The sequence below is a fragment of the Psychrobacillus faecigallinarum genome (assembly GCF_014836595.1).
GTDB classification, from domain to species: domain Bacteria; phylum Bacillota; class Bacilli; order Bacillales_A; family Planococcaceae; genus Psychrobacillus; species Psychrobacillus faecigallinarum.
The window spans coordinates 132,541-146,522 of sequence record NZ_JACSQO010000006.1; the positions used below are offsets into that span (position 1 = coordinate 132,541).

The following is a 13,982-nucleotide window of genomic DNA, read 5'->3' on the forward strand; positions in this document are numbered from 1 at the left end:
GTCACGAGTGAAAATACAATCTATTGAGACATTTTATGTGGCAGTGCCACTGACAAAACCTTTTAAAACCGCACTTCGTACGGTCACTACTGCTTATTCCATAGTCGTGAAGGTAACTACCGAGGAAGGAATAGTGGGCTTTGGGGAGGCTCCTCCAACACATGTAATTACTGGTGATTCCTTGGAAAGTATTCGTTACGCTATAAACGAAGTAATATCCCCACAAGTAATTGGGCTTTCTTTATTAGAGAAAGAGTTAATCTTTCAAAGAATTCATAAAGCTATTGTCAGAAATTCGAGTGCTAAAGCTGCTGTTGATATGGCTATCTTTGATCTCTTAGGTCAATATGCGAAACTACCACTATACCAGTACTTAGGAGGATATCGAAACAAGCTGATTACTGATTTTACAGTAAGCGTTAATGATCCTATTGAGATGGCAGAGGATGCCTATCGTTATGTTGGTCAAGGTTTTCAAACGTTAAAGGTGAAAGTTGGAATAGGTACAATTCAAGAAGACATTAATCGTATTCAGGCTATTAGGAAGCGGGTAGGGAAAGAAATTAAAATTAGATTAGATGCCAATCAGGGCTGGAATGCAAAAGAAGCAGTCCGTGCTATCGGAACAATGGAAGACGCAGGGCTAAATATTGAATTTGTTGAGCAACCAGTATCTTCAGATGATATAGAGGGCTTAAAATACGTAACTGAAAGAACAATCACTCCTATTATGGCGGATGAAAGTGTTTTCTCTGTATATGATGCCAAACGTGTGTTAGACATGCGTGCTGCTGACATGATTAATATTAAATTAATGAAATCTGGCGGTATTCATCAAGCTATAAAGATTAACGCATTAGCAGAGGCAAGTGGAGTTATATGTATGGTGGGCAGCATGATCGAAACTAAATTAGGCATAACAGCAGCTGCTCATTTCGCAGCAAGCCAACCAAATGTTCAATTCTATGATTTCGATGCTCCTTTAATGCTTGCAGAGGACATAGTCACTGGTGGTGTAATCTATGAAGCTAGCAGCATGACATTTTCAGAAGGCTATGGGTTAGGGATTGAGAGCATAAAAACGGAGGGGGAGAAGCAATGACGTTAGTGAGTAATCATTGGATTTGTGCAGTAAAGGTCGCAACTGTTTGGACAGAGCCTGCTTCTGCTAGAGAAGTAGACAGTCCAGGAATTTCAAATCCTGTTCAGTTAGGAGAGTGGCTAGAAGCTCTTCCATACAAGGAACGTCTTGCTTTATGTGATGAAAATCGTGTTCAAACCCAACTCCTCTATGGTGAGCCGGTTATGGTGGATGAGATAAGTGATGGTTGGGCTAAAATTATCGCAGTGTGGCAACCATCTAAAAAAGATGTAAGAGGATATCCTGGTTGGGTGCCGTTAGTCCAATTAAAAGAAGTGACTGAGGTCGAAAATAAAGGCATTGTCCGAGTGAAGGATAGTAAAACTCAGCTATGGGATATGGAAGAGAAACCCCTACTTGTTCTACCATTTAATGCAATCCTTCCTGTTATATCGGAAACAAGTAGCTATTATAAGGTTCAAGCTCCAAATGGAGAGACATTGATCCGAAAAGAAAATGTACAATTTGCAGAGTCTATTGAGCAACTACCAAAACTTCCACCAGAGGAAGCGGTGAAGCTGGGAGAATTATATTTAGATTTACCTTATTTATGGGGAGGAATGTCCCCATACGGCTATGATTGCTCTGGTTTTTCATACAATATGTTAAAGGCGTGTGGCTATTTGATCCCTCGTGACGCAAGTGATCAGGCCATAAAAGGAAAAGAAGTGTCGAAGGATGACCCCTCTTTATGGAAAAGAGGAGATTTGTTGTTTTTTGCAAATGATGAAGGAACTGGACCCGTGCGACATGTTGGGTTTTACTATGGGAACGGCCAATTATTACATTCGCCTTCGACAGGTAAGTCGGTGGAGATTTTAGTGTTAGAAGGCTCAAAATTAGAAAAAGAGATATGTGCAGTAAGAAGATATGACGGTTAGGGGGGAAACATATGACGGAGAATGTTCTATTATCTGTAAAGGATTTAAAACGTCATTTTGAGGTAGGTCAGGGCAGTACATTAAGAGCAGTTGACGGTATTAGCTTTGAAATTTTCAAGGGAGAAACATTTGGTCTAGTTGGGGAATCAGGCTGTGGAAAATCTACTGCTGGTCGCACTATTTTAGGTTTGTATAACCGAACAGAGGGAGATGTGCTGTTCGAAGAGAAAAATGTTCATGAAATGAACGATAAAGAACGCAAAAATTATTTAAAGAAAATGCAAATGATATTCCAAGATCCCTATGCATCCTTAAATCCAAGATCTACTGTTTTAGAAATTATCGCTGAGCCTATGGAAATTCATAAACTATATAATTCTAAAAAAGAGGTAAAAGAAAGGGTTTATGAATTGTTAGAGGATGTTGGTCTTAATCGTGATCATGCCAATCGATATCCCCATGAATTCTCTGGAGGGCAGAGACAACGTATTGGAATTGCTCGAGCCCTTGCTCTAGATCCGGAATTTATCATAGCAGATGAACCAATATCAGCATTGGATGTTTCGGTACAAGCCCAGGTAGTAAAATTATTACAGCGCCTTCAAAAAGAAAAAGGCTTGACCTACTTATTTATAGCGCATGACTTGTCTATGGTTAAATATATTTCTGATCGTATCGGTGTAATGTATTTAGGGCATATGGTTGAGCTGACAACAAGTAGCCAATTATACGATAGCCCATTACATCCTTACACTCAGGCATTGTTGTCCGCTATCCCAATTCCAGATCCGGATATCGAAGAATCTCGTCAACGAATTATCCTTCAAGGTGAGTTGCCAAGTCCGATCAATCCACCGTCAGGCTGTGTATTCCGCACTCGCTGCCCGCATGCTATGGCAATATGTTCAGAGAAAAAGCCGATTTGGCAAGAGCAAGAGCCGGGTCACTTTGTAGCATGTCATCTTTATAATTGATATTTTAAAAACCACCAGTCTAATTAACATTGGATTGGTGTTTTTTTATTTACAGAGAAGTATATAAATTATGTCCCAAAAGCTAAAGACCTTTAAATTTAGCGAAGTTGAGCAGATCAAATAGATCTTTTAAAGAAAAATTTAATTTTATATATAGGAGTTTGTTCTTCCTCCAACATTTATTATGTTGTGGATTGAAGCGACAGGCGGCGACTCCAGCGGGGTAAGGGAGACAGATAAGACATCACAAACGACGCGCTAGCGACGGTGATGGCTTATCGCTTCCGCCGTATAAAGCGGAAATCCACCATACTTGTTCCAAGTTTTACTTTTTTAGAAGTATAAAAAGGTGCTGGAGCTTTTCTGTTTTTTTCAAAGTGGTGATCTAGCTTTACAAACATTATCCCTTGATATCAAATAGAAAGGGTTATGGTGGACGGAATCTGCCTTTCTCATTTTTTCAACCTTTCATCCGTTATTCCCATGAAAGGAATTAAATTGAAAATTTGTTTGACTCTATGTTAAATCCTAGTGTATTATGTAACTAATACACTAGGATGGTGAGGATGAAATATGAGTCAATGGAAAGGCTTGATTTGGAAAGAATGGATGGCGTATAAATCCTTACTTTTAATTGGATTACTTATTAACGTACTGGTAGTACTAATGGGCCCATATTTGTTAAAGGTAATCTTCGGAATAGATTTTAGTTTAGGGAATGTACTGCTTGTTTTATCATCGATTTGGGTTTTGGGGCACATTATAGGAATGCCTATTTTGTTCTTTGCAAGCTTAGAAAAGGATATGAAACGTTCGGACATGTGGTTTCATACAAATGCATCTATGTATAAGCTGCTTGGGGCAAAGCTATTTGCATTTTTTGTATTCACCTTTATATCACTTTTAGTTGTCATAATAACTACAATGATTGGTTATTGGCTTTTCCAACCCTTAGAGGATACTAGTATGCTTTGGATTATGAAATTAGAGGTATATTTTTTATTTACTTCAGCTTTTGCAGCACTTACTTTTACTATCGGAATCTTGGTTACTTGGGTGCTTGGCCGACTTTTAAGACCAATCAATAAAGCGTTATCTAATATAGTATCTATCGTCTTCTTTTTCTTTGCATTCCATAACTACGCAAAATTTACAGAAAGTAAGCTATATGAAACACTAACTAGCTACTGGAAAATAAACCTGCCTGAGATGAATGTAGGAGAAATTAGCTCCAAAGATTTTTATATGTTTTTAGAGGTTACGGATCACTTTTACGTAGGACAAATTATATTGGAATTTGTTGTTTTTACATGCTTATTTATAATCTCAACATTTGTTTTACAAAGGAAAGTGAGAGGATACACCTATGATTGATTTTCTTCCGGATAAGCCCATCTATCAACAAATCATGGAGAAAATTTTTGGGGATTTATTAAAGGGAAACGTGAAGCCTGGGGATCGTTTACCTTCGGTAAGAGAATATGCACTAGAATTCGGTGTTAATGCCAATACAATGCAACGTGTCTATAAAGAGTTGGAGTTGTTGCACCTAACAGAGACCAAACGAGGGCAGGGGACGTTCGTGACTGAGGATATGCAAAGATTAGAAGAGCTAAGAGAAGAGATGAAGCAGACGCTAGTGACTACATTTCTTAATCAAATGGAGTCATTTGGATTTACAGAAGAGGAGATTATTGTCCAGTTATCCTCCCGTAAAAGAGGTGAGTTGAATTGATTGATATAAATGGGTTAACTAAGAGGTATGGAGGCAAGATAGCGGTAAATGATGTAACAATTACTTTTGCTAAGGGTAAAATAATTGGTTTAGTCGGTGAAAATGGAAGTGGAAAGTCTACACTTTTAAAGCTGATGGCAGGCGTATTACTTACTAAAAAAGGGTCCATTCAAATTGATGGAGAGCCTGTGTCATATCTCGTAGCTAAAAAAGTAGCATATTTACCAGACGCGGATGACGTTTTTCCATATTTCACAGTGAAACAGCTATTTCGATTCTATGATTCTCAGTTCGATGATTTTAGTTATGATAAGGCTTGTATCGTAGCTGATTTTTTACAGCTAGATATACATGCCCCTTTAAAAAAATTATCAAAGGGAAATCGAGGGCGAGCAAAAATTGCCGCTACACTAGGTAGAGAGGTAGATTATTATTTGCTAGATGAGCCTCTTTCTGGCTTAGACCCAATGGTAAGACAGTCTATTATAAGAGGATTTATACAGTTTATAGATATAGAGACACAGTCTATAATTTTATCTACTCACGAGCTGAAGGATATGGAACCAATTTTAGATGAAATTGTCGTGATGCGTGAGGGCTCGGTTATTGCTCATGAGTTGGTCGAAGATATAAGAGAATCACAAAGAAAAGATATTACGACTTGGATGACTAACTTATTCCAAGAACAAAGAGAGAACGAGTTAGAAGCAGCAAAGTCATATTAAATTTCCAAGAAAAATATAAATGGAATTTTATAGAACTTATTTAGTTTATAGACGTATACCTTAATAAGAACAAAATTATTGATAAGGAAGGTGAATTAAATGGAGAGAAAACCAATAGTAAGACTACAAAATCTTACTAAAGTAATCGGGAAAAAGAAAATTATTGATGATCTTACATTAGATTTATATCCTGGGCAAATAACAGGATTTTTAGGGCCGAATGGAGCTGGGAAAACAACCACTATTCGAATGATGACAGGTCTTATGGAGCCGACATCAGGAGAGGTATTTATAGAGGGGAAGCCTATTTCAGAGAATTTTGAGGAGTCCATGAGCAAGGTCGGGGTGATTGTAGAAAACCCTGAAATGTATAAATATATGAGTGGGTATAAGAATTTAGTTCATTTTGCACGAATGAATAAGAATATAACCAAGGAACGCATTGACGAAGTGATTGCTCAGGTAGGACTTCAAAAGCGTATTAACGAAAAGGTATCTACTTATTCTCTAGGAATGAGACAGCGTCTAGGTTTAGCACAGGCTATCTTACATAAGCCTAAATTTCTCATTTTAGATGAGCCTACCAATGGACTAGATCCTGCAGGTATTCGTGAATTCCGTATGTATTTAAGAAAAATAGCAGTAGAGCAAGGTGTGTCTATCTTTGTTTCAAGTCATCTGCTCGCTGAGATAGAGTTAATGTGCGATAGAATTGCAGTTATTCAAAATGGGAAGCTCTTATCTATTAAAGAGGTAAATGAACAGCAAAAATCTCATTATTACATTGAAGCATCAAATCAAGAAAAGGTAGTAGATTTCTTTAATTATAAGGAAATCACCTTTGAGTCTTTAGGAACTGGCTATGTAATCCCTCTAAACAAAGAAGAAGTTCCTGCTTTTGTTGTAGAAATGATTACAAATGATTTACAAATCTATTCCGTAACACCACATAGAAAAACATTAGAAGATCAATTCTTAGAAATTACAGGAGGTGGGCAAATTGCTGAATCTCGTACGAAATGAGTGGTTAAAGCTTTGGACTAAAAAATCAACATGGGTAATGACTATATTGCTCGTGTTGTTAATGCTTGCTTCGGCTGGTCTTGTAAAATGGGTATATTCAATAGATATTTCACAGAGTAGTGAAGGAGAAACTATTACTGTAGAAGAGATGACTGCCATTTCTGAGGGTCCTGAACTAACTAAATATAGAACTGATAATAATTTGTCTCCTATCGTTGACGATAGTGCACAAGGGTTTATCAGCGGTCTTCCAAATATGATGTCCGTTGTCACATTATTTACGGTAGTAGTGGCTGGTGGAATAGTAGCTTCTGAATTTTCCCAAGGAACAATTAAAATGTTACTAACGAGACCAATGAAGCGATGGAAAATTCTAACGTCTAAACTAATCACAGTTGGTCTGTTTGCAATTATGATGTCAATAGTTCTTCTTGTTTCGGGGATAATCTTTGGATACATTTTCTTTGATAATGTTCCAGGTACGCAGTTAGAGCTAGTCGATGGCAAGGTAGTGGAGGTTTCATACTGGGGCAGATTATTGCTTTTAACTGCTCTGTCTTTAGTAAATGTATTTGTAATTGGATCCTTAGCTTTTATGATTGGCTCAGTGTTCCGCTCTAGCTCATTAGCAATTGGAATATCTATTTTCCTAATGTTTGCAGGAGTACAAGTAACTCAAATTCTTGCAATGCTGGACTTTGAATTTCCGAAATACATTATATTTGCCAATACAAATTTAAGTCAATTTATCGGAACAAATACACCGCTAATAGAAAGCATGACCTTAAGTTTTTCTATTATAATAATTGTCGTGTATCTGTTAATATTCCTAGTAACAAGCTACTGGTCATTTACAAAACGTGATGTAACGGCGTAATTGCCTATTGCATATTTCAAAAACTTGTAGTATTCTGAATTTAACTTAAGGAAAGGAGTGAGGCATTATGGCTATTGTATATAACACAAAACGAATCAGTAAGTTCATGATGTCCCACTCTGTAATTTTCTAAATGTAGGCTGAATAGGTATTGGTTTGATTGTAAACAGACAATCGAGCTTATTTCTCCATACTTTTTGAAATTTCTTTACTAATGATCGGGAAACCATGATTGCTGATTCGTGCAATCATGGTTTTTTTGTTGCCCAGTATTTCGCCGAATAAAAAATGGCGATTAAAATATCTTTAGGGAAAATTAGGAGGAAATTTAAATTGAATTTAATCGAAAAGTATGGATGGAATAGTAAGTGGGAAGAAAAGATGGCGAGCAAAGGATTAGTAGGCCGAGTTTTACTCGAGCATAAACATTTATATCGAGTAGTCACAAATGATGGCGAGTGGCTATGCTCCCTTTCAGGTAAGTTTAAATTTGACAACAATCGAGAAGCCTTTCCGGCAGTAGGAGATTGGGTTATTTTAGAGCAGATGCCAGGAGAAGAGAAAGGGATTATTCAACAGGTTTTACCGAGACAATCCCAATTCTCAAGAAAAGTGGCTGGTACAACTATGGAAATCCAATTGGTTGCAGTGAATGTAGATTATGTGTTTTTAGTGATGTCACTCAACCAAGACTTCAATGTTAGAAGGTTAGAGCGTTACTTACTCGCAGCTTGGGATTCGGGGGCGACACCAGTAGTTGTTCTAACGAAAAAAGATGCTTGTGAGCAATTGGATTATTATATCAATGAAGTCGAATCTATTGCATTTGGCGTCGAAATCTTTGCTGTTTCTAGTGTTACAGGAGAAGGAATAGAAGACTTGGCCGCTCTTCTTGGCGAAGGGAAGACAGGTGCATTACTTGGCTCTTCAGGTGTAGGTAAATCCTCCTTGATAAATGCTCTATCAGGAGAAGAAGTGATGGCGGTTAGTGACATTCGAGAGGATGACAGTAAGGGGCGTCACACAACAACTCATAGAGAGCTTTCTTTGTTACCTGGAGGAGGGCTATTGATAGATACACCAGGGATGAGAGAATTTCAGCTATGGGATTCAAGCGAGGGGATTAGCAACAGCTTCCAAGATATAGAAGAGCTTGCAATGCAGTGTCGATTTAGAGACTGTCAGCATAAAAAAGAGCCTGGCTGTACGATTCAGGAGGCTATTCGTTCTGGTGTGCTAAAAGAGGACCGTTATAGGAGCTATGTAAAATTATTACGTGAACTTGCCCATATGGAACGTAAAAACGACTTGGCTGCACAAAAAACAGAGCGAGATAAATGGAAGCAATTATCTAAAGCCCAAAAAAACAATAAAAAAAGAAAAGTTTAAAGAGGTACGCAATGATTTTATTACTTGATCATCACAATCAATCTGTAGCAGAAGAAATGCTTGAAGTACAGCTTCCGGCTTATCGAAAGGAAGTGGAGATTATCGGTTTTGATGGCATTCCGCAGCTTAAGGAAACTACAGAGGATATTAAAGCTTCTAAAGAAATTTATATAGGAAAGTATGAAAAGGAACAACTGCTTGGTTTTATTTCATATGAAATTAATGGAGATGAAATGGATATCTGTAGGTTAGTTGTCCACCCTAATCATTTCAGGAAGGGAATAGCTTCTGAGCTGTTAAAATACGTATTGGACCTCGCTCCTAATAGTGTAAGTGTTATAGTATCTACTGGTGCAAAAAATAAACCGGCGCTTACTTTGTACGAAAGACACAACTTTTCCAAAATAAAGGACATTGAAGTAGAGCCTAATTTTTTTATTACACAACTCAAATACAATTCACAAATATAAGAATATAAGTTTCCATTTTGATACAACCTAAAACTACTGACAATAAATGTTGGTAGTTTTTTTGTTGTTTTTATGTTAGGCATATCAATTGCACATACAAAAATTTCGCTATATAATATAGTCAAATATAGTCAAAGTCAGTTTTAATGAGAAGAGGTGAGAGAAGATGAGAAATATATCTGACATTATTGAAGGTTATTTGAAGTCAATTATCGAAGAAGAAAGTAGAGGGCAGATTGAAATAAAGAGAAGTGAAATCGCTGAAAAATTTCACTGTGTCCCCTCGCAAATAAATTATGTTATAAACACTCGATTTACACAGGACCGTGGTTATTTGGTGGAAAGTAAGCGAGGTGGTGGTGGGTATATTCGAATCCTCCGCGTTCGGGCCCATACAAAAGCTGAATTGATTGAGCATATAATACAAAGTCTGGAAGCCGGGGCGTCTGAGTCCGCGACAGAAGATATTGTATTTAGATTATTGGATGAAGAAGTGATAACTAAGCGAGAAGCGAAAATTATTTTAGCAGCCCTAGCCAGAACGACTTTAGCCATCCCACTGCCTGCAAGAGACGATCTAAGAGCACGAATACTTTGTGCGATGCTATTAACGTTAAAATATGAAAAAAGTGAAAAATGAACGGGGTGTTGAAAAGTGATTTGTGAAAATTGTAAGCAAAGACCGGCCAAAGTGACGGTTACACAGGTGCATAACGGAGAACACTTTGAACGACATTATTGTGAGGTTTGTGCAAATAGCCTACACCCGTTTTATGTTGAATATAAACAAGACCCATTATCTCTCCATCAGCTTCTATCTAATTGGTTTAACCACGCGGATCAGCAGATGGTTCAACAAAAACAACAGAAAACACTTGAATGTAATGAATGTGGCTGGTCTATTGAGAGATTCTTAGAGGAAGGTAAGTTTGGATGCGCTTCTTGTTATGAAAGCTTTCGTCCTCATTTACCCCAAGTTTTAAAACGTCTGCATAATGGTAATACGACACATATCGGAAAAGCACCAGGGGTACTTGGTGAAAAAATAGCTTTAAAGAAAAGAATTGAAGCAATACGTACACAAATGAAGGATGCTATCGAGCATGAACAATTTGAGGATGCCGCTAAGCTGAGAGATGAAGTAAAAGAACTAGAAAAACAGCTTGCTGAAGGAGGTGGCGACCACTATGTCGGTTGATAACTTTTTAGATAATTCCAGATCTAGTTGGATGGAAGGGGAAGGAGAGCATTCTGACATTGTGATGAGTACAAGGATCCGATTGGCTAGAAATCTGAATGGATTTCGCTTCCCTCTTGCATTTACAGAGGACGAAGCGCATAAAATTGACCAATCTGTTTCAGCCACTTTGTTGGATGCTGCTGATGAAGCATTGCAAATGAAATTTTCCTCCATTCAGATAAAGGATGTATCTGAACTTGGACGCCAAGTGTTAGTGGAAAAGCATTTGATCAGTCCCAAATTAGCAAATTCTCCGAATACAGGCTCCGTCCTTTTATCGGAGGATGAATCTGTTAGTCTCATGGTAAATGAAGAGGACCATATTAGGATTCAGTGCCTTTTTCCGGGCCTCCAAATTGAAGAGGCTTATAAACGGGCAGATAATATAGATAGGTTATTGGAGAAAGAATTACCTTACGCATTCGATGAACAGTTTGGATATTTAACAAGTTGCCCTACTAATACGGGCACTGGACTTAGGGCATCAGTTATGATGCATTTACCTGCATTAACGAAAACAAAACAAATGAATCGAATAGTAACCATTATTTCTCGACTTGGAATGGTAGTAAGAGGGATATATGGAGAGGGTAGTGAAGCGCTCGGCAATGTTTATCAGGTATCAAATCAAACGACACTTGGTAAGACTGAGGAGGATATACTTGCTGATCTTCAAAGCATTACGGAACAAATTATTCAAAAAGAAAGAGAAGCACGAGATGCACTATTAAAGCATTCTCCCAATACACTAGAGGATCGTCTTTATCGTTCGCTAGGAACCTTATCCTATGCTCGTCTTATGACAACGGAGGAGGCAGCGAGATGCCTATCCGATGTACGCTTAGGGATAGATATTGGACTTATTCAAGATGTGGATATGTCTATCTTAAATGAATGTATGGTTTTTATGCAGCCAGGATTTTTACAAAAGTATGCTGGTACAACTTTAAATGCTTCGGAGCGTGATATGTTTCGAGCTAAGCTGTTAAGGGAACGTTTGCAAAAAGGAGAAAAAGAGAAAACAAAAGGAGAGGAACCTGCATGATGTTTAATCGATTTACGCAAAGATCGCAAAAAGTTTTACAATTAGCTCAAGAAGAGGCTATTCGCTTAAAGCATGAATCTATAGGAACAGAACATATATTACTTGGACTTATTCGTGAGGGAAGTGGTATTGCGGCAAAAGCTTTAGAAGCAATTGAAGTAGATCCAAAAGTAATAGAAGCAGGTATTGAGGAGCTAGTTGGAACTGGGGCAGAGGAAGTCGGCCCTATTGTTCACTATACGCCTCGCGCTAAGAAAGTGATTGAACTTTCAGTGGATGAGTCTAGAAAGCTTGGTCATTCTTATATTGGAACAGAGCATCTACTTCTCGCGTTAATCCGTGAAGGAGAAGGTGTAGCTGCAAGAGTGTTAAACAATGCAGGTGTAAGCTTAAACAAAGCGCGCCAGCAGGTGCTTCAATTATTGGGAAGCTCCGATCAATCCCATAGTAACAGCAATTCCAATGGGGTCGCTCCAGCTAGCACTCCAACGTTAGACGGATTAGCAAGGGATTTAACTCAAATTGCAAGAGAAGGTACGCTAGATCCAGTCATCGGCCGTAGCAAGGAAATTACACGCGTTATAGAAATTTTGGCTCGTCGTACGAAAAACAATCCAGTTCTTATAGGAGAACCAGGTGTTGGTAAAACTGCAATTGCAGAAGGTCTTGCTCAACAAATTGTTCAAAATGAGGTACCGGAAATATTAAGAGATAAACGTGTTATGACTTTAGACATGGGTACGGTTGTTGCTGGTACTAAATATCGTGGAGAATTCGAAGACCGCTTGAAAAAAGTAATGGATGAAATTCGCCAAGCGGGGAATGTCATTCTATTCATCGACGAACTTCATACATTAATCGGTGCTGGTGGAGCAGAAGGTGCAATCGATGCCTCTAATATTTTGAAGCCTGCTCTGGCTCGTGGAGAAATACAATGTATCGGTGCCACTACGTTAGATGAGTATCGCAAATATATTGAAAAAGATGCTGCACTGGAACGTCGCTTCCAGCCGATTCAAGTTGACGAGCCTTCTGCTGAAGAAGCGGTACAAATTATCTATGGATTACGTGACCGCTATGAAGCACATCACCGAGTGAAAATTACAGATGAGGCAGTAGAAGCAGCCGTTAAAATGTCAGACCGTTACATTTCAGACCGTTTCTTGCCTGATAAAGCGATAGACTTAATAGATGAGGCTGGTTCTAAGGTACGACTTCGTTCCTATACAACTCCTCCTAATTTAAAAGAATTAGAAGCTAAATTAGAAGCTGTTCGTTCTGAGAAAAATGCAGCTGTTCAAAGCCAGGAATTTGAAAAAGCAGCATCTTTCCGTGATAAAGAACAGAAGATAAAAGATAAATTAGAAACAATGAAAAACACTTGGAAAGAAAAACAAGGCAAAGAAGAATCAGAAGTTACTGTAGAGGATATTGCCTCTGTTGTCTCTATGTGGACGGGAATCCCTGTTTCCAAGCTTGCTCAAACAGAATCTGAGAAATTATTAAAACTAGAAGACAAATTACATGAACGAGTTATAGGTCAAAAAGAAGCTGTAGATGCTATTTCTCGTGCTATCCGTCGTGCTCGCGCAGGGCTAAAAGATCCTAAGCGTCCAATCGGTTCGTTTATCTTCTTAGGTCCTACAGGAGTAGGTAAAACAGAACTAGCTCGCGCATTGGCAGAGGTAATGTTCGGGGACGAGGATGCAATGATTCGAGTAGACATGTCTGAGTACATGGAAAAACACTCTACTTCTCGTTTAGTAGGTTCACCTCCTGGATATGTAGGTTTCGATGATGGTGGTCAATTAACTGAAAAAGTTCGTCGCAAGCCGTATTCGGTTATTCTTTTAGATGAAATCGAAAAAGCACATCCAGATGTCTTCAACATCCTTCTACAAGTATTAGAAGATGGTCGTTTAACAGATTCTAAAGGACGTACGGTGGACTTCCGTAATACAGTAGTAATTATGACGTCAAATGTTGGAGCTGACGCACTTAAATACAATAAGCATGTAGGATTTAATCTACAAGAGGCTGGGAAAACGGATTACAAAGATATGAAAGGTAAAATGCTTGAAGAATTGAAAAAAGCATTCCGCCCAGAATTCTTAAACCGTTTGGATGAAATGATTGTGTTCCACTCATTAGAAAAAGAACACTTAAAACAAATAGTGACATTAATGACTGAACAGCTAGCGAAGCGTCTAAAAGAACAAGGAATAGAGCTAGTGCTTACGGAAGCTGCCCAAGACAAAATTACTACCGAAGGTTACGATCCAACATACGGAGCACGTCCGTTGCGCCGTGCATTACAAAAACATGTGGAGGATCGCCTTTCAGAGGAATTGTTGAAAGGGGAAGTTTTAACGGGTCAGCGTGTAGTATTTGATGTAGAAAATGACGAATTTGTTGTTCGTACAACAGAACCTGTCACAGAAAGTTAATAATATAGGCATTCCGAGATTACCGGAATGCCTTT

General features: G+C 38.3%; 14 protein-coding genes. All 14 read left to right on the top strand.

Going from position 1 to position 13,982, the window contains the following annotated elements; translation table 11 throughout:
• Positions 1–7: 7 nt before the first annotated feature.
• The 14 genes from H9650_RS12780 (at position 8) to H9650_RS12845 (ending at position 13,947) form a co-directional block, all read left to right on the top strand.
• Positions 8–1,102: a mandelate racemase/muconate lactonizing enzyme family protein gene (locus H9650_RS12780; protein WP_151112018.1), complete on the top strand. Its 1,095-nt coding sequence runs from the start codon at positions 8–10 to the stop codon at positions 1,100–1,102.
• Positions 1,099–2,022 (top strand): C40 family peptidase, encoded by a 924-nt coding sequence (locus tag H9650_RS12785; protein WP_144540897.1) that lies wholly within the window; start codon positions 1,099–1,101, stop codon positions 2,020–2,022. Before H9650_RS12780 ends, H9650_RS12785 begins: the two co-directional genes overlap by 4 nt.
• A gap of 11 nt (positions 2,023–2,033) precedes the next feature.
• Positions 2,034–2,996, top strand: coding sequence for an ABC transporter ATP-binding protein (locus H9650_RS12790; protein WP_151112020.1), 963 nt, complete (start codon positions 2,034–2,036; stop codon positions 2,994–2,996).
• A 573-nt stretch (positions 2,997–3,569) separates the two neighbouring features.
• Positions 3,570–4,370: a hypothetical protein gene (locus tag H9650_RS12795; protein WP_191697377.1), complete on the top strand. Its 801-nt coding sequence runs from the start codon at positions 3,570–3,572 to the stop codon at positions 4,368–4,370.
• A complete protein-coding gene (locus tag H9650_RS12800) occupies positions 4,363–4,731 on the top strand; it encodes a GntR family transcriptional regulator (protein ID WP_191697378.1) in 369 nt (122 codons plus the stop codon). The genes H9650_RS12795 and H9650_RS12800 overlap by 8 nt, the downstream gene beginning before the upstream one ends.
• Positions 4,728–5,456, top strand: coding sequence for an ABC transporter ATP-binding protein (locus H9650_RS12805; RefSeq protein ID WP_191697379.1), 729 nt, complete (start codon positions 4,728–4,730; stop codon positions 5,454–5,456). Before H9650_RS12800 ends, H9650_RS12805 begins: the two co-directional genes overlap by 4 nt.
• A gap of 99 nt (positions 5,457–5,555) precedes the next feature.
• Complete coding sequence (locus H9650_RS12810) at positions 5,556–6,479, top strand: ABC transporter ATP-binding protein (protein WP_191697380.1); 924 nt, start codon at positions 5,556–5,558, stop codon at positions 6,477–6,479.
• Complete coding sequence (locus H9650_RS12815; RefSeq protein ID WP_318245415.1) at positions 6,448–7,356, top strand: ABC transporter permease; 909 nt, start codon at positions 6,448–6,450, stop codon at positions 7,354–7,356. Before H9650_RS12810 ends, H9650_RS12815 begins: the two co-directional genes overlap by 32 nt.
• Positions 7,357–7,737: 381 nt before the next feature.
• Positions 7,738–8,745: a ribosome small subunit-dependent GTPase A gene (gene rsgA / locus H9650_RS12820; RefSeq protein WP_318245416.1), complete on the top strand. Its 1,008-nt coding sequence runs from the start codon at positions 7,738–7,740 to the stop codon at positions 8,743–8,745.
• Between the two features lie 11 nt (positions 8,746–8,756).
• Positions 8,757–9,215 carry a GNAT family N-acetyltransferase gene (locus H9650_RS12825; RefSeq protein ID WP_191697383.1) on the top strand — a complete coding sequence of 153 codons (459 nt, stop codon included), beginning with the start codon at positions 8,757–8,759 and terminating at the stop codon, positions 9,213–9,215.
• A 166-nt stretch (positions 9,216–9,381) separates the two neighbouring features.
• Entirely contained in the window at positions 9,382–9,855 is a 474-nt protein-coding gene (locus tag H9650_RS12830) for a CtsR family transcriptional regulator (RefSeq protein WP_144540913.1), read from the top strand.
• Positions 9,856–9,870: 15 nt separating this feature from the next.
• Positions 9,871–10,413: a UvrB/UvrC motif-containing protein gene (locus H9650_RS12835; protein WP_191697384.1), complete on the top strand. Its 543-nt coding sequence runs from the start codon at positions 9,871–9,873 to the stop codon at positions 10,411–10,413.
• Positions 10,403–11,500, top strand: a complete 1,098-nt coding sequence (locus tag H9650_RS12840) for a protein arginine kinase (RefSeq protein ID WP_191697385.1) — start codon at positions 10,403–10,405, stop codon at positions 11,498–11,500. The genes H9650_RS12835 and H9650_RS12840 overlap by 11 nt, the downstream gene beginning before the upstream one ends.
• Positions 11,497–13,947 carry an ATP-dependent Clp protease ATP-binding subunit gene (locus tag H9650_RS12845; protein WP_191697386.1) on the top strand — a complete coding sequence of 817 codons (2,451 nt, stop codon included), beginning with the start codon at positions 11,497–11,499 and terminating at the stop codon, positions 13,945–13,947. Before H9650_RS12840 ends, H9650_RS12845 begins: the two co-directional genes overlap by 4 nt.
• Positions 13,948–13,982 lie beyond the last annotated feature (35 nt).